Genomic DNA, 21,167 nt, shown 5'->3' on the forward strand with positions numbered 1-21,167 from the left:
TCGATGGTGGATGCCGAGGGTGAGTTCGTGGAGTACGTCTCCGCGCGACTGCCGAGCCTGCACAGGACCGCGTTCCTGATGTGCGGCGACGCCCATCTGGCCGACGATGTGGTGCAGCAGACGGTCACGGCGCTCTACGTGAACTGGCGCCGGGTCAGCCGGGCCGACAACGTCGACGCGTACGTACATCGGATGCTGGTGCACAAGCTCGTCGATGAGAAGCGGTTGAGCTGGGCGAAGGTTCGCCTGTTGGGGTCGGTGCCGGAGCCGGAGCGTTCGCCGGTGACACCGCACGACGACCTGGCCGAGCGGGGCAGCCTGCTCGCCGCGCTCGCCCGCCTCCCGCGCGGCCAGCGCACGGTGCTGGTCCTGCGGTTCCTGTGCGACCTGTCGATGGCCGACACGGCCGCAGCGATGGGCTGCTCCGAAGGCAACGTGAAGTCGCAGACGGCTCGGGCGTTGGCGGCCGTCCGCCAGGTGCTCGACGTCACCGAGATGTCAGTGAGGAGTCCGAGATGACCACGGTGGACGAGCAGCGGATCGCCGAGCTGCTGCGGTCGGTGCCGGCGCCGGAGCCGCGGGTCGACCTGAGCCGGGCGGTGCGCGACGGTCGGCGGCGCCGTCAGCGTCGCCGGATCGGTGGGATAGCCGCGCTGACGGTGCTGGCCGGGGTCGGTGTCGTGGGTGCCGTCCAGGTCGGCGGGACCACCAGCCCGCCGGTTCCCACCACGTCGGCGCTCGCTGTGTCACCGGCGGGAACCGCGTCGGCCACCTTCCACCCGCCGGTCACCTGCCAGGCGTCGTGGTTGCCGCAGCCGGTCGGCGGTCCGGTCGCGGTGGCCAACAGAGTCGACAGCACCGGACGGCACATCGTCGGCGACATCGGCACCGGGCAGGAGGACGGACGGGTCGTGCTGTGGACCGACGACCGGCCGGTGGTCCTGCCGGCCACCGCGCGACACGCGGCCGCTGTCAACACCCGCGGCGATGTGGTCGGCACCAACGGCGACGGCATCGGCTGGCTGTACCGGGACGGGAAGCTGCGTTTCCTGGCCACACCGCCCGGCTACGACGCGGTGCTCGTGCACGCCGTCAACGGTCGGGGCGACATCGTCGGCACCGCCCGTAGGTCCGACGACTCGCACCAGGCTGTGTCGTGGTCGACCGACACCCCCCAGAAGTACCGGCTGGTCGGCCAGCGAGGGTCGTCAGCGACCGGGATCACCGAGGACGGCACGATCGTCGGCACCGTGGGCGATCTGCCCTACCGGTGGACGCCGCAGGGTGTCGGGTCGGCGCTGGCACTGCCCGACGGCTATTCGCGTGCGTCGGTCGAATCGGCGCGGGGCGAATGGGCGATCGGCATGGTTCCGGGCGGCCGACGGAGCGGCGCCGTGCAGATGCTGCCGGTGCTGTGGAATCTCGCCAGCGGAGTGGTGAGCCTGTTGCCCTTCCCGGGGGCGAGCGGCATCGCCGGCAGTGGTGACGTGCTGGTCGCCGACGGTGCGCCGCTGGTAGTGGCCCCGGACGGCACCTCCCGCCGGTTGCCGGGCCGACCGGAGGTCCAGGCGACCGAGGCGGGCACGTACACGGCGGAGGGGATCAGCGACGACGGTCTGACTGTGGTCGGGGCCGTCTACGAGAACCAGGCGTACCGGCCGCTGGTGTGGCGGTGCACGCGGTGAGGGGTTGAGCGGCCCAGCTCGAACTCCGTCGTGGGGGCGTGCCGTCCGGACCGTTTCAACCGACCGGGTCCGTGGGTACGCTCCCACCGGCTGATCACCCGATCGACGGAGACTCCCAGTGATTATGGCTCTGCTGCTCGACCTCGCCAACATCGTCGGTGGCTTCCTACTCGCCGTGGCGGTGCTGCGGCTGCTGCCACGAGTCGGCGATGACCTGGGCCGCCTCGCCGGTCGGGCCGCCCCGATCGCGTGGGTGGTCGGCCTCGTGGCTTTGGTGACCGGCGGTTACTACCTCATCGTCCACCTGGTGTCCGGGCCCCGGGTGTTCCACTTCGAGGTGGTGGGGATCGGTGTGGGGCTCGCCCTGCTGTGGGGCCGGTTGACCGGGCGGTCGACGCCGCGCGACGAGCAGTCGGACGGCGCCACCGGCGTCCGACTGTTGCTGGCGATCTTTGGCCTCATCGCGATCGTCGTCGGCGTTCAAGGGCTGTTCACCCCGGACGGCTGACCGCTGGTCACCGGGTCACGTGGTGGACGGTCGCGGCGCCCAGGTGCCCGCAGCGCTGGCGATCAGGAGTATCACCGCTGGTAGGAACGCGACACCGATGCCCAGCCCGAGCAGCAGACCCCAGCCGGTGAGGACGAGCGCGGCCACCACATCGGCGACCACTGTCAGCCGACCGACCCGCTGCGCGACAACGGGCAGCAGTGCCGCGACAACGGGAACGCCGAGCAGATAGCTGGCCGCGGCCCCCGAGTCGTCCACTGTGAAGGGAACCAGCACGGCGGCCACCAACGCGGTGATCGCCAGGGCCGACCATCTGAGCACCGACCGGGTGTTGGTCGGCTTACGGACCAGGACCACGAGACCGGCGAGCAGGACACCCACTATTGCGCCGACGGTCGCCAGACCAGTCATAAATGCCCTCCTCGACCGCAGCGGGTGGCGTTTAATCGAAGACGGCGGATCGTCGCCCCCGTGTCTCACGATACGGCTGGTCGGCCAGCTGCACGAGATCCGACGTCGAGCAAGGAGGTCCCGGCATGCCTCTCCTACGAATCCACCTCGACACCGACCGGGGCACCGCCCGCCGGGTGCTGCAACTGCATCAGGAGGGCAGGGCCCATCACGAGTCGCGGGAGGCGGCCCGGGAACAGGTGTGGCGTCAGGGCCACACCCCGTCCGGCGACCCGGTCTTCGTCGGCGTCACCAACGGCCGCCGCGATGTGCAGCTGCTCTACGACGTCGATGTCTACTCCGACGCCACCGGTTGAGCAGAGGTCAGCCGGCGTCCAGCACCTCGCGCAGTCGTGCGGCGAACTCCGCGGGCTTGCCCGCGTAGCCGAACTCGCCACCGAGGAACCCACCGTGGTGGCTCGGGAAGACCACGGCCTCCTGTCCGAGCAGCGCCGCGAGGCCCAGCGCGGTGCGGGCGGTGTACGTGCCGGCGGACTCCTCACCGACAGCGACCACGATCCGGGTGGGCGCGGCGGTGAGCACGTTCGCGTCGGGACGGTAGTCGGTGACCGCCCACGAGCTCTGTGACAGCAGCGGATCGTCGCGGCTGCCGTCGTCGTCGACGGCCATGCCGAACGTCGCCGGGTCGGGGGTGGGCTGGGCGAAGTAGGCATCGGTGAACTCGCCCTGCCAGGACGTCATGGCGATGAACGCCGCCATCCCCGCCCCCGAGCCCTTCGCCTGGTACGCCTCGTAGAAGCCGGCTCGGGCGCGCTCGGCGGCAGTGGCGTCGGGAAGCACGGCGTTGATCGGCGGTTCGTGCGCCACCAGGGTGGCGACGTCGTCCGGGTGGGTGGCGACCAGTTCGAGTGCTGTCACCGCGCCGCCGCTGCTGGCCAACACGTCGACCGGACCGACGTCGAGCGCCTGCACGAGCGCGTGCAGGTCGGCGGCCTGCTGCTGCGGCGTGTGGTCGGACCGACCGTCCTTGCGGACGCTGCGGCCCAGGCCACGCGGGTCGTAGGTGAGGACCGTGCGGTCCGCGAAGTGCGGGGCGAGCGCGGTGAAGCCCTCCGCCGTCATCGGCTGGCCGATCATGAGCAGCGCCCGATGGCCGCCAGTGGGAGGTAGCGGGCCGCGGACGTCGTAGACCAGGTCGACGCCGGGAATGGCCAGGGTGTGCGTCTGGATGTCCTGCATCCGATGAGACTACGGTCGGCTGACCTGGGTCGGGTGCCTTGCGGCCGGCGAGCCATCGGGTTCTTCGGGGCGACGCGCGTGCGTCGACCCGGACGGTCGAGGGTCAGGTGCTACCGCTCGGTGGCGCGGCGGATGGTCGCGGCCAACTGCGACGAGTCGTGGTCGGGCTCGACTCCGTCGACGAGAATCACCTCACCGGTGAGGTGCCTCGTCCGCAAGGGCTTGATCTCCTGGTAGTCGCTGGACTGGTACCAGGAGCGGGCCTGGTTCAGGTCGGGAAACTCAATGACGATCACATCGCCGGTCCAGTCGCCCTCCAGAACGTCGATCGCACCGCCGTGGACGAGGAACCGGCCCGCGAAGGGCGCGAGGGTGGCGTCGATTCGTTCCAGGTACGTCAGCACCTCGGCGTGGAAGGGTGCCTTGCGGAGGTGCGCGAGCGCGTACGCGGCCATGAGTGCCTGTCCTTTGCGTCTGGTCTTCTGGCTGTGGTGGCGGTCGGCGTGGGCTGCCGCGCTCCCGTGACCGGATCGGTCGTGCCGGGAGAACTATCTCCGCTCTCCGGTTGGGCTGTCGATTACCTTGCAGGTAATGGCCCGTCTGTCGGTGTGGAACTAGGGTCGGTGGGTGACGATCTCGACCCGGCACGGGCGACCGGTGGGGGAGCTGCTGCGCGACTGGCGCCGGACTCGCGGGATGAGCCAGCTCGACCTGTCGATCGAGGCGGGAGTGTCGGCCCGGCATCTGAGCTTCGTCGAGACCGGCCGATCCCGGCCGAGCCCCGACCTCATCCTGCGGCTGGCCGAACACCTGGAGATGCCGCTGGCCGAGCGCAACAGGATGCTGCTGGCCGGCGGCTTCGCGCCCGCCTACCCCCGCCACCAGCTGAGCGACCCCGAGCTGGCACCGGTACGGGCCGCGGTGCGGCAGATCCTCGACGGTCACAGCCCGTACCCCGCGCTGCTCGTCGACGAGCACTGGCACCTCGTCGACGCCAACCCTGCCGTCGCCCTGTTCACCATGGACGCGCAGCCACACCTGCTCGCCCCACCCGTCAACGTGCTGCGCCTCAGCCTGCACCCCGACGGTCTGGCACCGCGCATCGTCAACCTGCCCGAGTGGCGCGCCCACCTGCTGAAACGGCTGCACCAGCAGGCGGCGACGACAAACGACCCGATCCTGTACGACCTGCACGAGGAGCTTCGCGGCTATCCCGGTGACGACGTCGACACGACGCCGACAAGCGATGCCGTGTCACGTGTCCTCGTTCCACTGCGCTACCGGCACGGTGATCAGGAGCTGTCCTTCGTCAGCACCACCACCCTCTTCGGTACGCCGCGCGAGGTCACCGTCGCCGGGCTGGCCGTCGAGGCGTTCTTTCCCGCTGACCCGGCGACCGCGCAGACCCTCCGAGCCCGTGCCGCGTCGTGACTCGGCCGCTGCCCGTCACACCGGGGGAGCGGGCGGCGGCTGACGGAGCGTGTCGTCGATGATGCCGGGCATCCGCCGGGCCACTCCCGCGAGGAGATCCGCCACCTGCACGCGCGGATCGTCGCGGGAGTCGACCATCACCAGCCCCGCCAGGGGCGACACCCCGTTCGGCAACGCCGAAGCCTGGTGCACACCGGCCGACTGTGGCTGGCCCTCGTCGGCCAACACCCGCTGAAGGCGGGTCAGCCGGTCGGCCGTCAGGGCGCTCTGCTCGTCGTGGGTCACCAACACCTGCCGCCGGCCGTCGCTCCAGGACAGGACCGTCTCCGCAAGCGCGGGCAGCAGCGGTTCCAGTGGTGGAGGGACAGCGCGGTCGTCGACGTCGAGCCTGGCCACCACGGCCCGCACGTGCCTCGGACTGAGCCCGTCGAGGACGGTGTCGGCCACAGTGCCGAGGCCGTGGCGCCGCAGCGTGTCCCGGGCCTGGAAGAACCGCCGTACGGTCTGGTCGACCGGAAGTCGCCGCTTCATCCGGACCAGGTCGACGAACGCCGACAGGAAGGCGCCCCAGTCGCCTCCGGCCGAGCGTCCGGCCTCGTGCAGGGCGAGAGCGGCCGGATGGTGCTCGCGAGCGAGCCGGGTGCCCGCCGCGTACGACGGCTCGGTCAGCAGGAAGTCCACGATTCGGGTGACGAGGAAGAACTCCTTGTCGATGAGGTGGACGTGCGCGCGGCCGGCCAGCGCCGTCAGGAACCACTCCAGTGCCTCGTGCGCACCCGAGCCGCGCAGGAACCGGCCGGACTTGAGCTCGTGCGGCGCGAACCGGAACCCGGACCGCAGGGCGGTGATGAGCGCGACCGCCTCGTCGACGGCCAGGTCGACGCTCGCGTGCGTGATCACCGGGGCTGTCGAGTGCAGCAGGTTCGTGCCCGAGAATCCCGACTCGTCGCAGGCGATCTCCACGACGGCCCCGACCACCACCGCGCCGCCGGGCGGTAGTCCACCTTGAAGAGGCGATCTCACCCCCGAGCTCCCGCCATGCCGTCATGGTCACCCGTGCAGCCGGCGAGAACAACCCGATTGTGGACGGGGGCCGCTGCTCAATGGTCGCGACAGCCGACCTGGTCGCCGATCTCCGGCGGAATGCCGAACGGGGTGCATTCGAGTGCGCTGCCTTCGCCCAGCTTCTGCCACCCGCCGTCCGAGTGTTTGAACAGCAGCACACCGTCACCCTGCATTCCCGGGTCGACGGCGAGCACTCCGGCCGTGGCCCACTGCCTCGCGCACCTGATCTGATCCGGATCGATCCGGTGGGTGCTGCTCAGTCCCGATGCGGCCTGCAGGGTGGCTGCGGTCACCGGACAGGCGGCCGGGGTGGTGCCTGACGACGTGCTGCGGGTCGGCGAGGCGCTGACGGCGGTGGGCGGCGTAGCAGGCGAGGCGGGTGCGGAGCTGGCCGGTGGTGTGGTGCTCGTCCCTGCGGCGGGAGTGGGCGCGGCGGTGGTGCAGGCCGCCAGGCCGGTCAGCGCGGCGACAGGCAGGAAGGCGCGGAGCGCGGTCAGGGTCATCGTTCCTCCGGGGGAAGCATCGATCGGGGTTTCCCAGTACACGTCCGTGGCCCCACCGGGGTTGCGCTGTCGCGTCGGGGTGCACGTCGGAGGGGATGTACGACCAGCTCGGCTGTCTGCCTGCGTACATCTGATGTATGGCCGTCGGGTTGGGTGGTCGTCGGCGTGATTCTGGCCGATCGCCGTGCGGTGCCGTCTCAGCGCGGCACTGCTCATCCACCCGCGCATCTTGCTGACCGGCCAGTGCGGTGCTGTGGGCTCCCATCGATCGACCGTTGCCTATTCTGTGGTCCCGGAGTAACCTTCCCGAAACACATCAGATGTCTGGCTCGCCAAGGCCCGGCGTCGGCCTGCTCAGGCAGGGTCCCGGTTGGCGCACCCAAGCGGATCCCCATGTCGAGTCCCATAGTTGTCACGCTTCGGGGTGGCCGGACTGGTCACCGTTTGGAGGATCGATGTCAGACCTGACCCGACGGCAGGCCCTCAAGATCGGCGCAGCCGGCGCGGGCGGTGCTCTCCTGCCGGTTCCCTGGACCGCCGTGGCCAAGGCCGACTCGGCGGCCCCGCCGCAGGTGTTGGCCGCCGGGGACCTCGCCCTCTGGTACGACGAAGGGGCCGGCACCGACTGGCTACGGGCGCTGCCGATCGGCAACGGCCGGCTCGGCGCGATGGTCTTCGGCAACGTCGACACCGAGCGGCTTCAGCTCAACGAGGACACCGTCTGGGCCGGTGGGCCGCACGATCCCAGCAACACCCGAGGCGCGGCGGCGCTGCCGGAGATCCGGCGGCTGGTGAACGCGAACCAGTGGACCCAGGCCCAGGATCTGATCAACCAGACCATGATGGGCAACCCCGGCGGCCAGTTGGCCTACCAGACCGTCGGCAACCTGCGGCTCGCCTTCGGTTCCGCCAGCGGAGCGTCACAGTACGACCGGACGCTCGACCTCACCACCGCCACCGTCACGACGTCGTACGTGCTCAACGGCGTTCGCCACCAGCGGGAGGTGTTCGCGAGCGCGCCGGATCAGGTCATCGCCATGCGACTGACCGCCGACCGGACCGGCTCGATCAGCTTCACCGCCACCTTCGACAGCCCGCAGCGGACGTCGGTGTCCAGCCCCGACGGCACCACCATCGGCCTCGACGGCATCTCCGGAAACATGGAGGGCGTCAACGGTCAGGTCCGCTTCCTCGCGCTCGCCAACGCGACAGTCAGCGGCGGCAGCGTGTCCAGCTCCGGCGGCACCCTGCGGGTGACGAACGCCAACAGCGTGGTCCTGCTGATCTCCATCGGCTCCAGCTACGTCAACTACCGCAACGTCGGCGGCGACTACCAGGGCATCGCCCGGCAGCGCCTCACCGCCGCGCGGGCCAGCAGCTACGACCAGCTGCGCAGCCGGCACGTGGCCGACTACCAGGCGCTGTTCGGCCGGGTCACCCTGGACCTGGGCCGCACGTCCGCGGCCGATCAGACCACTGATGTCCGGATCGCCCAGCACAACAGCGTCAACGACCCGCAGTTCTCCACGCTGCTGTTCCAGTACGGTCGCTACCTGCTGATCTCGTCCTCGCGGCCCGGCACCCAGCCGGCCAACCTCCAGGGCATCTGGAACGACTCGCTGGCCCCGGCATGGGACTCGAAGTACACGATCAACGCCAACCTGCCGATGAACTACTGGCCGGCCAACACCACGAACCTGGCCGAGTGCCACAACCCGGTCTTCGACATGGTCAGAGACCTCGCCGTCGCCGGAGCACGGACCGCCCAGGTGCAGTACGGCTCCGCCAGTGGCTGGGTCACCCACCACAACACGGACGCGTGGCGGGCCACAGCGGTGGTGGACGGCGCGTTCTGGGGCATGTGGCAGACCGGCGGCGCCTGGCTGTCCACGTTGATCTGGGACCACTACCTGTTCAACGGCGACATCGAGTTCCTGCGGACGAACTACCCGGCCATGAAGGGCGCGGCGCAGTTCTTCCTCAACACCCTGGTGACCGAGCCGACCCTCGGCTACCTGGTGACCAACCCGTCGAACTCGCCGGAGCTGAGCCACCACTCGAACGCCAGCGTGTGCGCCGGCCCCACTATGGACAACCAGATCCTGCGGGACCTGTTCGACGCGTGCGCCCGGGCCAGCGAGATCCTCAACGTGGACACCACCTTCCGGGCGCAGGTTCGCGCCACCCGGGACCGGCTGCCACCCATGAAGGTCGGCTCGCGCGGCAACATCATGGAGTGGCTCTACGACTGGGTGGAGACCGAACCCAACCACCGGCACATCTCGCACCTCTACGGGCTGGCACCCAGCAACCAGATCACCAAGCGCGGTACCCCGCAGCTGTTCGAGGCGGCCCGGCGGACCCTGGCGCTGCGCGGCGACGACGGCACGGGCTGGTCGCTGGCCTGGAAAATCAACTTCTGGGCTCGGATGGAGGAAGGCAAGCGGGCCCACGACCTGATCCGCTACCTCGCCACCACCGCGCGGCTCGCGCCCAACATGTTCGACCTGCACCCGCCGTTCCAGATCGACGGCAACTTCGGCGCCACCGCCGGCATCGCCGAGATGCTGTTGCAGAGCCACACCGGCGAGCTGCACGTCCTGCCCGCGCTGCCGCCGGCCTGGCCGAGCGGGCGGGTGACCGGCCTGCGCGGTCGGGGCGGGCACACGGTCGGCATCACCTGGGCTAGCGGTCTGGCCACCGAGATCCTCATCCGACCGGACCGGGCCGGCACCGTCCGCCTGCGCTCCCGGATCCTGACCGGCACCGTCACCGTGGTCGACACCGCCGACGGTACGGCGGCCCGGACCACCCGGATCGAGTCCGACCTGATCGAGGTCACCGTGCAGGCCGGGCGCACCTACCGGGTCACCAGTTCCGGGGTCGCCACGCCGACGCTGGAGCAGAGCTTCAGCAATGTCGGCATCACCAGCGACAGCAACACCAACGTCGGCAACTTCGACGGCGGTGGGGCCTCCCTCTCCGCGCAGGCCCTGGCTCAGGCCGGGGCCAGCCCGGGCGGCACGATCAGCCGCAACGGGGTCAACTTCCGCTGGCCCAACGTCAGCTCCGGGGCCGCCGACAACGCCATCGCGTCGGGCCAGACCATCGGCGTGACCGGCACCGGCAGCACGCTCGGCTTCCTGCTGACCGGCACCTACGGCGCGGTGTCGGGGACCGGCACCGTGGTCTACGCCGACGGCACCCGGCAGACGTTCACGTTGAGCACGCCCGACTGGTACGGCGGGCCGAACTCTGCCGGAACGGCGGCGATCGTGTCGGCGTACCAGAACCGGCCCAACAACCAGCGGCAGAACACCGCCGCCTGCGTCTACTACGTGGGCGTCGGGTTGCAGAACAAGGCAGTGGCCTCGGTGGTGTTGCCGAACATCAGCGCCCGGCCCGCCACGAACGTGCCGACCATGCACATCTTCGCCATCGCGATCGGGGGCTGACGGCAACGATTCCTGCTCGGGGGAGCACGACCGGGCCCGTCCCCACTCTGGGGGCGGGCCCGGTCGCGTCTTTCGGCGTCACCCTAACCAGGATCGCCGACTTCCACGACGTCCAGACTTGTCGAGCCACACGTTGGCCGGGTCCGGCTTGGCACCGGACCCGGCCAACGGGCGGGCTAGCGGATACGCTCGCCGCGGCTCTCGATGCGGAAGTAGTCGAAGGCGACGTCGAGGTCGGTGGAGGTGCCGGCCCGGTTGAAGGCCAGCAGCCCGGCCTTCGTCGGCTCGACGTTCAGCGTGGTGGAGCCGATGTAGCGGTAGACGCTTCCGTCGGTGGAGTAGTAGGCGCGGTAGCTGTTTGCGATCTTGGTCAGTCGCAGCCAGATCGCGCCGTCGGCCCCGACGATGCGCTGAGCGTCGGCTCCGGTGATCTCCAGTGTGGACGCCGTGCCGTTCTGCTCGCGCAGGAAGACGATCCGGTTCTTGTTGACGGCGGCTGTCGCGTTGCCCATCTCCCAGGCGAGCTTCACGTAGTTGTTGTCGTCCGCGTACCCGAGCACACCGCCCTGTTCGTTGTTGGTGGCGAGTGGGCGTGAGAAGACGATTCTGGACTCGGCCGTCCAGTCGCCGTCGACGTCCTGCAGGGCCAGGTTCCTCGCGGTGTTGGTGTTGCCCTGGAGGTCGCCCTGCTGGGCGGTGATGACCATTGACCCGTCGGCCAGACGCCGGTTGCCCTCGTCCGGGCGGACCCACTGCCACTGCGGGCCGAGCTGGGCCGAGTCGAACTCGTCGCTGCCGGTGATCGTGGTGTTCAGGTCGACCGTGTAGACCGACGAGGCTCCGCCGTTGGTGACGGTGACCCGAGCCTGCCCGGTGGGGCTGGTCGCCTGCTCGACGGCGACAGTGGCGGCGGGGTCGGCGGCGCTGGCGGTGACAGCCGGCACTGTGGTGGTGCCGGCCGCCGTGAGGGCGTTGTAGTGCAGCACCGTCGGCGCGAAGGACGCCAGACGCCTGCCGTCGACGCGCAGGGCCGTCAGCGTCGTGTCGGGCACCAGGTTGAAGACGTAGTTCTTCACCAGAGGGCCGAAGAAGCTCTCCGTCGTGACCTTGACGACCGCCTGACCGGGCACGCCGGACGCCTGGGAGACGATCTCGTAGCGGGCCTTCCGGTCGGCCGTCCGCACCTTGGTGATCATCGGCGACGCCCCGGCCGGCACCGGAATGGTGTACGAGGTGTCCGACAGGTTGAAGCCACCGAACCTCTTGCCGTTGACGACGATCGTCGCCGACAGTGGCGCGTCGTCGACCGGGATGTCCCGCCCGCTGAACTCCTTCCAGTAGTTCACCGAGGTGTCCCGCCAGTCCGCGGCGTCCGCCTCGTGCACGGCCAGCTTGTCGCGTACCTCAGCGAACCGGCGTGCGTCGATGTCGGGTTGGAGCGTGGCCCAGGTCTCCCGCATCCAGGTCACGTACTGCACGCCCATCTGGTAGCGGTAGACCAACTCGTCCCAGAACGTCCGGCCGCTGTCCAGGCGATGGCCCCACGGCACGTGGTGGAACCACATCAGCAGGTTCTCCGGGACCGAGTTGATGTTCCCGTAGCGCTGCTGCAACCGAGGGAAGTACTGGGCGGCCAGGTTGCTGCCGGTGGGGGAGCGGTCGAAGCCCAGACCGACGCTGTCGGCCTTGTTGTAGTAGATCGGGCTCCAGTCGTCGCGGCCAGCCCAGTCGGCGGGGTCGGGACGGTAGTGGGCGCCCTCGGCGAACTGGTGGCCGATGCCCAGCGGCGTCTGGTAGCTGACCAGCGACTCCCACGAGCCCATCATCATCCGGTGGATGGTGTCGACGACGCGCCGGTCGTTGCTCCACGTCATCCGCGTCCAGTCGGTCGCGATGTCCGCCGAGTCGAGGGTCCAGTCCCACGCCTGACGTCCGAAGGCGAACAGGTTCGCCTGGGCGAAGTGGTGCCCGGTCAGGTTGTCCGCGTTGCCGAGGTTGGCCACACCCACGATGGCGGTGTCCGGGTGGTGCTGGGCGGTCCCGTCGACGATGTTGCCGACCAGGCGCTTCTCGAGCAGCTTTCCGTTCGCGTCGGTGGCGTACGTGTCGGTCTTGAGGATCTCCTCGTACATCGGGCCGAGGTAGGCCAGCATCCAGTTCTGGCCGGTGTACTCCTGCGTGATCTGCAGTTCCAGGGCCTGGTTGGTGTTCTCCATCCGGCCGAACATCGGGTGGATGGGCTCGCGGGCCTGGAAGTCCAGTGGCCCGTTCTTCGTCTGGAGGAACACGTTGTCGGCGAAGCGTCCCCGGCTGCCGTCCGGCTGGACCTCGTCGTCGATCGGCCCGAACTCCAGGTAGGCCCGCTTGAGCCGGTCGTTGTCGACCTCGGCGTTGTAGACGAACGTCCGCCAGTGCACAGTCATCCCGAGCGGCGCCACGGCGGCGGCGATGGCGTTGGCGCCGTCACCGTGGTCGTACCCGAAGTCCTGTGGCCCCGGCTGGCCCTCGGAGTTGGCCTTGACGGTGAGGCCCATGAAATCCGGGATCGCAGCCTGGATCTGCTGGGCCCGGCGGTGCCACCAGCCCCGGAAATCCGCGCCGTACGGATCGAGCTGGCTGTTGGTCAGGGTGTCCGGCGCGAACCGGCTGTCGGTGGGCGCTGTGTAGCGGATCGACAGGCCCAGTTTGATGCCGTACGGACGTAACGCGTCGGCGAGGGCCGCCTCCTGCGCGATGCGGGTGCTCGTCAGGTACGCGTTGTCGGCGTTGACGTTGTTGATGGTGATGCCGTTGATGCCCAGCGACGCCAACGCGCGGGCCATGACGAGGTAGCGGTCGAGGATGACGGGCAGGTTCCGGCCGGCGCTGGCGCCGGTAGCGGCGAAGTTGAAGATCGCCCCGCTCTCCCCGTTCAGCCCACCCAGCCCGGAGGCGTTGTTGCCCGCGTAGAGACGCTCGGTCTCCCAGTTGTTCAGCAACCGATGTTTGATCTTCGGTGACTCCGCGACGCGGAGATGGTCGACGGGTTTCCGGGTCTGGAGCAGCCGGAGGAAGGCGAAGGTGCCGTACAGCGCGCCGAGGTCGGTGTTGCCGGCGATGACGGTGAACCGTGCCCTGCCCTTCGCCACCGACCGGACGAGGTAGCCCTCGTCGCCCACAGTGGCCAGGTCGCGGGTCGTGATGGTGCGGCCCACCAGCGGCGAACTCGTCGGCGTGCCCACCACCACCGCGCCGTCCGGGACCGTTCCGTCGTCGACCGACGCCACGGGTGTCGGTCGACCGAGCAGCCCGCCCAGGCCGCGGACCAGTTCGTCCCGGGCTGCGCCCAGCGTGGTCTCGACGAGTTTCTCGCTCGAACCGGGGGCCATGGCGAGGTCCGTCGTGTGCCGGTGGACCTTCGTGGCGTCGGCGTTCTCGACCACGATGGCGGTGGCCGCGCGGCGGTAGTCACGCAGCAGCTTCGCGTCGTCGACCGGTACGTACCGTAGCCACAGGTCGGAGCCGTTGTAGTCGTCCGGCGACGGGGCCGCGGCGGCCGGCGTGGCGGTGGCGACGGTGAGGGTGGCTGCGACGGTGGCCAGTGCCGTGCCCAGCACGATGAGGGTTCGCCGTAGCCGGGGCACCGAAGCTCGGTTCATCGCCATCTCCTCGTTCGTTCGCTGGGGACGCCGTTCGGCCCGTCCCGCGAGCGCAACGACGTTGCTGGATGGATGCGCGTCGATCCTTCCCGGCCTGGCTCCGGGTCGGCAACGAGTTGTCGTTTCTTGTCGCGGGGCCGCCCGGCCCTCACGGCCTCTGGGCCGCCGGGCCGGGAACGGGTCGCTGCCGTACCCACGCAGGCCGGGCCCGACCGGGGGCCGGGTTGCGCGCTGCCGTCGAGTCGCGGACCACGAGGCGTACCGGCAGGACCATGGGTCGGCCGGTGTGCCCGGGCGACCCGTCGATCATCGTGAGCAGGTGCCGGGTCGCGGCCGAGCCCTCCGCGTAGAGCGGAGCCGCGACGGTGGTGAGCCCGGGTGTGACGATGTCGGCGGCGAGGATGTTGTCGAAACCGACGACGCTGACGTCGCCCGGAACGTTGACGCCCATCCGGCTGAGACCGCGGATGATCCCGATGGCCATCTGGTCGTTGAACGCGAGGACCGCCGTCGCGGGACGCGCTAACAGCTCCTGCGCGGCCCGCTCACCGCCCGCCAGGGTGGGACTGAACGGCCCGATCTGGCGAACCTTGATCTCCAGCTCCATGCCCGCTTCGAGCAGCGACCGCCAGCGGATGCCATTGGGCCAGGACGCCTGCGGCCCGGCGACGTAGGTGATGTGGTCGTGCCCCAGCTCACCGAGGTGCTCGGCGGCCCGCCGCACCCCACGACTGTCGTCCGTGACGACGCAGGGCACGTCGGCCAGAGCGCGGTTGAGGACCACCACCGGTCGCTGCTTGGCGACCATCCGGATGGCGGAGTCGGACATCCGGCTGCTCGCCAGCACGATTCCGTCGACTGTCGACAAGGTGCGCTCGACCGCCGCTCGTTCCAGCCGGTCGGACTCCTGGGCGTCGATCAGCACTGTCGTGTACTCGCCGTCGGTCGCCGCGTCCTGCGCGCCGCGCACGATCTCGGCGTACACCGGGTTGGTGATGTCGGCGATGACCAGCGCGATCATCTGCGTACGCGACGTGGTGAGGGCGCGAGCGAGGGGGTTGGTCCGGTAGCCCAACCGCTCGGCGACCTGCCGGATCCGTTCGGCGGTCTCGGAGTTGACGCGACTGGGTCGGGAGAAGGCGCGGGACACCGTGGACGGTGAGACGTCCGCCTCGAGGGCGACGTCGTAGATCGTGACTCGCTGTCCCGGCGGGCTGATGTGGTCGGGCATCTGCATGCTCCTCCCGGCTACGCGCCGTGATCATGGTATGGCGGCGGTGAATACTCGGCAATGCCCCCGCAACAATCCAGCAGCCCGGTCACATTCGCGCGAGGCAATACATGGCAACCCGTTGCCGCCGCGGCGCGGCGACTGCCTGAATCAGCACTGATGACACCTGGCGGAGGGAACGGCTCATGGGTATCTCGCGGCGCGGCGCTCTCCTGGTCACGGCATCGTCGCTCCTGGTGGGCACGGTCGGGTGTGGGGCACCCGAGGCCCCCGGCGACAACACTGGCGACAGCGCCGGTGAGGTGCCACAGCGGCCCGGTAAGGCCGTCACGCTCAATGTCCTCGACGTGGCGGGCAACCTCCAGCTGACCCAGGGGATGATCGACGAGTTCGTCTCGAAGAACCCCGACGTGATCTCCCGGGTGACCTATTCAAAGGCCCCGGCACCCGAGCTGGCCGGGAAGATCAAGGCCCAGCAGGGGGCGGACCGGGTGGACATCGGTCTCGTGCTGACCGGCGTCGACGGCCTGGCCGCCGGGATCGAGCAGGGGCTCTGGATCGACGTGTTGCCGACCTTCCAGGACCGTCTCGGCGGCATGAGCAACTACCTGGAGCCGGCCGCCGCGATGCAGAAGCTCGCCGGCAACGCGGGCGTCACAGTCACCTACTACCCGTCCGGTCCGCTGCTCGAATATCTGCCGTCCCGCCTGGCGACGCCACCCACCAGCGCGGACGCGCTGCTGGCCTGGGCCAGAGCCAACCCCAGGAAGTTCCAGTACGCCCGACCGGCCAACTCCGGCCCGGGGCGGACGTTCCTGATGGGTCTGCCGTACATCCTCGGCGACTCGAACCCCAAGGACCCCACGGCGGGCTGGGACAAGACGTGGGCCTTCCTCAAGGAGTTGGGCCAGTACGTCGACTACTACCCGTCCGGCACCACCGAGACGATGAAGAACCTCGCCAACGGCACCGCGCACCTGATCGTCAGCACGACCGGTTGGGACATCAACCCGCGGGTGCTCGGCACGGTGCCGAAGGAAGCCAGGATCACCCCGATCGACGGCTTCCACTGGGTCACCGACGCGCACTACGCCGTCCTGCCCAAGGGCGTGTCGACCGACACCCAGGCCGCCGTGCTGGCCCTGCTGGCGTTCATGCTCACCCCCGAACAGCAGGCGAAGGCGTACGACGAGGGCTACTTCTACCCGGGCCCGGCGATCAAGGAGGTCCAGCTCTCGTCGGCGCCGCAGAAGAGCCAGGACGCGATCCGGGAGTTCGGTCGCCCCGAGTACGACGCGCTGATCGCCGGGAACCCGACCGAGGTCCCGCTCGACGCGAAGAGCCTGGTGGCGGCGTTCAGCCGCTGGGACCGCGAGATCGGCGGCGGCAAGGTCAAGCAGGGATGAGCGCCTTCACCAAGCTGCGGCTGGACGGGGTGTCCCGCCGGTTCGGTGGCCAGGCCGCGCTCAGCGAGCTGGACCTGACGATCGAGGCGGGGGAGTTCATCGCCCTGCTCGGCCCCTCCGGCTGCGGCAAGTCGACGGCGTTGAACTGCCTGGCCGGGCTGCTGCCGTTGACGGAGGGGAGCATCTGGCAGGACGAGCGCCGCATCGACACGCTCCCGCCGGAGCGGCGCGGCTTCGGCATGGTGTTCCAGAGCTACGCCCTCTTTCCGCATATGACGGTCCGGGCGAACATCGCCTTCGGGCTGCGGATGCGGCGGCTGCCCAAGGAGGAGACGCGCCGGCGTACGGCGGAGGCGGTGCGGTTGGTGCGACTTGAGGACCACGTCGACAAGCTGCCCGGTCAGCTCTCGGGTGGCCAACAGCAACGCGTCGCGATCGCCCGCGCCGTCGTGTTCGAGCCGTCGCTGGTGTTGATGGACGAGCCGTTGAGCAACCTCGACGCCAAACTGCGCCTGGAGATGCGGACCGAGATCCGCCGGCTGCACCAGTCGTTGGGGCTCACCACCGTCTACGTGACCCACGACCAGGAGGAGGCGCTCTCCCTGGCCGACCGGCTGGTGGTGCTGCGGGAGGGGCGGGTGCAGCAGATCGGCTCGCCGCGTGAGCTGCACACCCGACCGGCGAACTGGCACGTCGCCGACTTCATGGGCTACCGCAACCTGTGGCGGGGGCGGGTGGAGCAGTCCGAGGACGCCCGGGCCACCGTCGAGGCGTCCGGCCTTCGCCTGCTCGGCGAGGTGGTGGGGGGTCTCCAGACCGGGGCGGACGTGATGGTCGCGGTACGCCCCGAGGACATCCGTGTCGACGGGCCCGGCGAGACCCGCAACGCCATGTCGGCGACGGTCGAGGTGGTGGAGTACCAGGGCCGCGAGTTGGCGGCCGAGGCCCGCACCGACACCGGCCTGCTGCTGCACCTGCGGACCGAGCAGCGGATCGCGCCGGGCGACCAGGTCAAGCTCGCCGTCGACCCGCAGCGGCTGCTCGTCTATCAGGCCGACGCGCAGACGCAGCCCAAGCGCCTCGCGGACGCTCCGGGGGCGACTCGGTGAGCGGCGCCGGGCCCGGGAGGCCGATGGCGCACTGGCAGCACCGTCTCGCCGAGCGGGGCGTCGATCGTCAGCTCTGGTTGCTGGTCCCGGCCCTGATCTTCGTCATCGCCCTGTTCCTCTACCCGTTCTTCTACGGGCTGACGCTCTCGTTCCAGCCGACCACCGGCAGCCCGTTCAGCGACTACGCCCGGTTCTTCTCCGACTCCTACGAGCGGGGCACGATCTGGATCACGCTGCGGATCGCGTTGCCCGCCGCGCTCCTGAACGTCCTCGCCGCGGTGCCGATCGCCTACCGGATGCGTGGCCGGTTCCGGGGCAAGCGGCTGGTCACCACGCTGCTGGTCGTCCCGATCACGCTCGGCACTGTCCTCACCGCACAGGGGTTGCTGAACTTCCTCGGCCCGACCGGCTGGTTCAACCGGATCCTGTTGGCCAGCAACCTTGTCGACGAGCCGGTGCGGCTGACCCACAACTACTGGGGCGTGTTCTTCTCGCTGGTGATCACCGGCTTTCCGTTCGCGTTCCTGCTGGTGCTGTCGTACCTGTCCGGCATCGACCCGACCCTGGAACGGGCGGCCGCGACGCTGGGCGCGGACTGGCGTCGCCGGTTCACCCGGATCACCCTGCCGCTGCTGATGCCCGGCCTCGCCACCACCTTCTGCCTGACGTTCGTCCTGGCGTTCAGCGTGTTCCCGTCGGCCGTTCTGGTCGGCAACCCGGCCGGGGAGACCCGGGTCATCTCCCTCGCCGCCTACCAGGCGGCCTACGAGCAGTACGACTACCCGTACGCCTCGGCGATCGCCATGATCATGGGCTTCGTCGAGCTGGTCATCATCGCTGTGGTGCTGGCCGCTCGTAGCCGCTTCTACACCGGCTCCACCGGAGGCAAGGGCTGATGGCAACGACCACCCAGGCCCCACCAGCGCGGCCCCCCGCCACCAGCACCGACCGACGGCGGCGCATCGCCGCGCGACCGGCCGCCTGGATCGTGTGGGGCGTCGTCATCTTCTTCTTCCTCAACCTGCTGGGCGTCGTGGCGTCCGTGCTGGTCAGCTCGTTCGGCCAGCGCTGGTTCGACACCTGGCTCCCGGACGGCTACACCACCAGTTGGTACGCCCGAGCCTGGGACGAGTTCGCGCTCCTGTCGGTCATCGTCGTGACGCTGGAGGTCTCCGTACTCGTCGTGGGCCTCTCGCTGGTGATCGGCGTGCCGGCCGCCTACGCCCTCGCGCGGCGCTCGTTCCCGGGCAAACGGCTGATCTTCCTGGTGTTCCTGCTGCCCATTCTGATGCCCCCGATCACGTACGGCATCCCGCTGGCGACAGTCCTCTACAAGTTCGGTCTGGCCGGGCACATGTCCGGGGTGGTGCTCGCCAACCTCGTGCCGTCGGTGCCCTTCGTCATCCTGACCATGACCCCGTTCATCGAGCAGATCGACCCGAGGATCGAGAGCGCCGCGCGCATGTGCGGCGCGGGCCTGCGGACGGTGTTCCTCCGGGTCCTCACGCCGTTGCTCGTGCCGGGCATCCTCGCCTCCGCGATCCTCGTCCTCGTCCGGACCGTCGGCATGTTCGAGCTGACCTTCCTGACCGCGGGCCCCGACTCGCAGACCCTCGTCGTGGCGCTCTACTACTCGATGTCCGCCTCCGGGATCAGGGCGCAGCAGTCGGTCGACGCCATGGCGGTCATCTACACGTCGATGATGCTGATCCTCCTCGTCGTCGCGCTGCGCTACGTCAACCCGACCCAGCTCGTGGCGCGGGTCAAGGACGAACCGGAGCACTGAGGCCGGCGCCGCCTCGACCGTCCCGGTCACCCGCGCATGACGCCGCGGGGCATCGCGCCGGCCCGCCTGTCTATGCGCGGGCCGGCTGCCACCTCGTCGAGGATCTCGCCCAGCCGGCCCGCGACTGTGATGAGTGCGGGCAGCTTCGTCCGGAGACCGCGGTACGCCGCGGCGAGGGCAGGGTCGACCGTGATCGGCTTGGTGCGGGCACTCTCGGGGTCGAGCTGGGCGACGGCCCCGGGGAGATCGGGGGCCAGGCCGATCGCGAAGAGCCCGAGCGCGGCCGCGCCGAGGGCGACGTCATCGGCCGCACCTGACGCCTGCACTGGGCAATCCAGGACCGCGGCCATCACCGCACGCCACAGCGGAGATCGGAACGCGCCGCCGGCCAGGCGAACGCTGCTGACCGGTGTCAGCTCGGCCAGGCGGTCACGGATGCCGCCGAGCTGGAGGCAGACGCCCTCCACGGCGGCCCGTACCAGGTGACCGCGAGAGTGTTCGCTGCGCAACCCCAGGTACGCGCCCGGAGGGCCGGATTCCCCCTCGGGGTCCCGGTCGGCCAGCAGATAGGGCAGCATCACCAGTCCGTCGCTTCCCGGGGCGATCCGTTCGGCGAGAGCCAGGAGCTCGGTGGCGGCGAGCTGGTCATCGGACGCCGGGCGAAGGTCGGGTTCGAGCGCTCTACCGGCCCACCGCACGACGTTGCCGCCGTTGTCGACCGTCTCGCCGATCACCCAGGCGTCCTCGGTCAGCGCCGCGCAGGAGAAGGTCTCCGCCGGGTCGACGAGCGGAGCCGCGACGACCGTCCGCAGGGCCCCGGTGGCCGCGAGCGTCAGACCAGCGACGGTGCTGTCGATCGCCGCCATGCCCAGGCTGCTCGACGGACCGTCACCCGCGCCCACGACGACAGGTGTGCCGGACGGCAGGCCGACCGCCTGCCCGGCCGCCGAGGAGAGCCGCAGCACGCCCGTCGTGGGAAGGACCGGAGGCAGTTGCCTGCCGGACACCCCGACGAGGTCGAGTATGCCCGCGCTCCATACCCGACGGTGGACGTCGAACATGCCGGTGCCGGACGCCGACGACAGCTCGGTCACCAATGTCCCGGTCAGCCGATGGACCAGGTAGTCCTTCAGGCCGATCCACCACCGCGTCGCGGTGCAGAGGTACGGCTCGTGGCGGGCGAACCACATGAGTTTGCAGAGCGGGCTTCCCGGGTGCACGGGCGTGCCGGTAACGCGGTGCAGCTCCCGGCTCTGGCCGGAGACCCGCAGGTCGCGGGCCACTTCCGCGGACCGAGTGTCACGCCCGGTCAGCAGCGGCGTCACCGGGCTGAGTGTCGCGTCCAGCCCGATCACGCCGTACCTGGGGGAGCTGACCGCGAGGGCGACGACCTCGGCCCCGGCGGTGTCGGCGACACACGCGGACACCGCGGCCAGGGTGGCCGCTACCAGCACGTCGGGGTTCTGTACCTGCCAGCCGGGCAGCGGTTGGAGCAGCGGGTACGCCTGCGTGCGGACGTGTCGGGCGGAGCCGTCCAGCGCGAATGCGCCCGCCCGCACGGCGGTGGTGCCCACGTCGACCCCGAGGATGAAACGACGCTCCGGCCCCATGAGCACATGGTCGAGCGGTGTTTGGCGGGTGGGCAAGCGGTTGCGCGCAGTTGTCGTGTCGGAGTGAGAGGTGCGCGTCGCGCGGGTGCT

18 protein-coding genes are annotated in these 21,167 nt (G+C 70.0%); 10 read left to right on the forward strand and 8 right to left on the reverse strand.

The genetic code is table 11. From position 1 onward, the window contains the following. Positions 1–3: 3 nt before the first annotated feature. The 3 genes from AB0B98_RS11850 (at position 4) to AB0B98_RS11860 (ending at position 2,193) form a co-directional block, all read left to right on the forward strand. Complete coding sequence (locus tag AB0B98_RS11850; protein WP_357362342.1) at positions 4–519, forward strand: SigE family RNA polymerase sigma factor; 516 nt, start codon at positions 4–6, stop codon at positions 517–519. Next, positions 516–1,685, forward strand: a complete 1,170-nt coding sequence (locus AB0B98_RS11855) for a hypothetical protein (protein WP_357362344.1) — start codon at positions 516–518, stop codon at positions 1,683–1,685. Before AB0B98_RS11850 ends, AB0B98_RS11855 begins: the two co-directional genes overlap by 4 nt. Before the next feature lie 124 nt (positions 1,686–1,809). Then, positions 1,810–2,193, forward strand: coding sequence for a hypothetical protein (locus tag AB0B98_RS11860; RefSeq protein WP_328655335.1), 384 nt, complete (start codon positions 1,810–1,812; stop codon positions 2,191–2,193). Positions 2,194–2,208: 15 nt separating this feature from the next. On the opposite strand, the gene AB0B98_RS11865 is transcribed toward AB0B98_RS11860, so the two are convergent. After that, entirely contained in the window at positions 2,209–2,604 is a 396-nt protein-coding gene (locus AB0B98_RS11865) for a hypothetical protein (RefSeq protein WP_357362346.1), read from the reverse strand. Positions 2,605–2,729: 125 nt separating this feature from the next. On the opposite strand from AB0B98_RS11865, the gene AB0B98_RS11870 reads away from it, so the two are divergent. Beyond that, a complete protein-coding gene (locus AB0B98_RS11870; protein WP_357362348.1) occupies positions 2,730–2,960 on the forward strand; it encodes a hypothetical protein in 231 nt (76 codons plus the stop codon). 7 nt (positions 2,961–2,967) lie between these two features. Here AB0B98_RS11870 and AB0B98_RS11875 read toward each other — a convergent pair whose 3' ends face one another. Together AB0B98_RS11875 and AB0B98_RS11880 are read right to left on the reverse strand one after the other, a co-directional pair. Continuing rightward, positions 2,968–3,843: an alpha/beta hydrolase gene (locus tag AB0B98_RS11875; protein WP_357362350.1), complete on the reverse strand. Its 876-nt coding sequence runs from the start codon at positions 3,841–3,843 to the stop codon at positions 2,968–2,970. Positions 3,844–3,953: 110 nt separating this feature from the next. Further along, positions 3,954–4,298, reverse strand: a complete 345-nt coding sequence (locus tag AB0B98_RS11880) for a DUF1330 domain-containing protein (protein WP_238668538.1) — start codon at positions 4,296–4,298, stop codon at positions 3,954–3,956. A 172-nt stretch (positions 4,299–4,470) separates the two neighbouring features. Here AB0B98_RS11880 and AB0B98_RS11885 point away from each other — a divergent pair, with 172 nt between their 5' ends. Next, positions 4,471–5,274, forward strand: a complete 804-nt coding sequence (locus tag AB0B98_RS11885) for a helix-turn-helix transcriptional regulator (protein ID WP_357362352.1) — start codon at positions 4,471–4,473, stop codon at positions 5,272–5,274. A 15-nt stretch (positions 5,275–5,289) separates the two neighbouring features. On the opposite strand, the gene AB0B98_RS11890 is transcribed toward AB0B98_RS11885, so the two are convergent. Together AB0B98_RS11890 and AB0B98_RS11895 are read right to left on the reverse strand one after the other, a co-directional pair. Further along, positions 5,290–6,297 carry a hypothetical protein gene (locus tag AB0B98_RS11890; RefSeq protein WP_357362354.1) on the reverse strand — a complete coding sequence of 336 codons (1,008 nt, stop codon included), beginning with the start codon at positions 6,295–6,297 and terminating at the stop codon, positions 5,290–5,292. A 77-nt stretch (positions 6,298–6,374) separates the two neighbouring features. Then, entirely contained in the window at positions 6,375–6,842 is a 468-nt protein-coding gene (locus tag AB0B98_RS11895) for a hypothetical protein (RefSeq protein ID WP_238668535.1), read from the reverse strand. 455 nt (positions 6,843–7,297) lie between these two features. Here AB0B98_RS11895 and AB0B98_RS11900 point away from each other — a divergent pair, with 455 nt between their 5' ends. Next, positions 7,298–10,297, forward strand: coding sequence for a glycoside hydrolase family 95 protein (locus AB0B98_RS11900; RefSeq protein WP_357362356.1), 3,000 nt, complete (start codon positions 7,298–7,300; stop codon positions 10,295–10,297). A 176-nt stretch (positions 10,298–10,473) separates the two neighbouring features. On the opposite strand, the gene AB0B98_RS11905 is transcribed toward AB0B98_RS11900, so the two are convergent. Both AB0B98_RS11905 and AB0B98_RS11910 read right to left on the reverse strand, forming a co-directional pair. Continuing rightward, on the reverse strand, positions 10,474–13,935 hold the full coding sequence (locus tag AB0B98_RS11905) for an alpha-glucuronidase family glycosyl hydrolase (protein ID WP_357362358.1): 3,462 nt from the start codon (positions 13,933–13,935) through the stop codon (positions 10,474–10,476). Between the two features lie 148 nt (positions 13,936–14,083). Further along, the gene (locus tag AB0B98_RS11910) at positions 14,084–15,166 is read right to left on the reverse strand and encodes a LacI family DNA-binding transcriptional regulator (protein ID WP_357362360.1); all 1,083 of its coding nucleotides are present in this window, start codon (positions 15,164–15,166) and stop codon (positions 14,084–14,086) included. Positions 15,167–15,351: 185 nt separating this feature from the next. Here AB0B98_RS11910 and AB0B98_RS11915 point away from each other — a divergent pair, with 185 nt between their 5' ends. Genes AB0B98_RS11915 through AB0B98_RS11930 form a run of 4 tightly spaced genes read left to right on the forward strand, consistent with a single transcriptional unit; the run spans position 15,352 to position 19,467 of the window. Further along, positions 15,352–16,572 (forward strand): extracellular solute-binding protein, encoded by a 1,221-nt coding sequence (locus tag AB0B98_RS11915; protein WP_357362362.1) that lies wholly within the window; start codon positions 15,352–15,354, stop codon positions 16,570–16,572. Beyond that, positions 16,569–17,681, forward strand: coding sequence for an ABC transporter ATP-binding protein (locus AB0B98_RS11920; protein ID WP_357362363.1), 1,113 nt, complete (start codon positions 16,569–16,571; stop codon positions 17,679–17,681). Before AB0B98_RS11915 ends, AB0B98_RS11920 begins: the two co-directional genes overlap by 4 nt. A gap of 23 nt (positions 17,682–17,704) precedes the next feature. After that, the gene (locus AB0B98_RS11925; RefSeq protein WP_357362365.1) at positions 17,705–18,577 is read left to right on the forward strand and encodes an ABC transporter permease; all 873 of its coding nucleotides are present in this window, start codon (positions 17,705–17,707) and stop codon (positions 18,575–18,577) included. After that, positions 18,577–19,467, forward strand: a complete 891-nt coding sequence (locus tag AB0B98_RS11930; RefSeq protein ID WP_357362367.1) for an ABC transporter permease — start codon at positions 18,577–18,579, stop codon at positions 19,465–19,467. Before AB0B98_RS11925 ends, AB0B98_RS11930 begins: the two co-directional genes overlap by 1 nt. A 26-nt stretch (positions 19,468–19,493) precedes the next feature. Here AB0B98_RS11930 and AB0B98_RS11935 read toward each other — a convergent pair whose 3' ends face one another. Then, entirely contained in the window at positions 19,494–21,077 is a 1,584-nt protein-coding gene (locus tag AB0B98_RS11935) for a gluconokinase (protein ID WP_357362369.1), read from the reverse strand. Positions 21,078–21,167 lie beyond the last annotated feature (90 nt).

The sequence above is a fragment of the Micromonospora sp. NPDC048947 genome, assembly GCF_040649495.1.
In the GTDB taxonomy this organism is placed as follows: Bacteria; Actinomycetota; Actinomycetes; order Mycobacteriales; family Micromonosporaceae; genus Micromonospora; species Micromonospora alfalfae.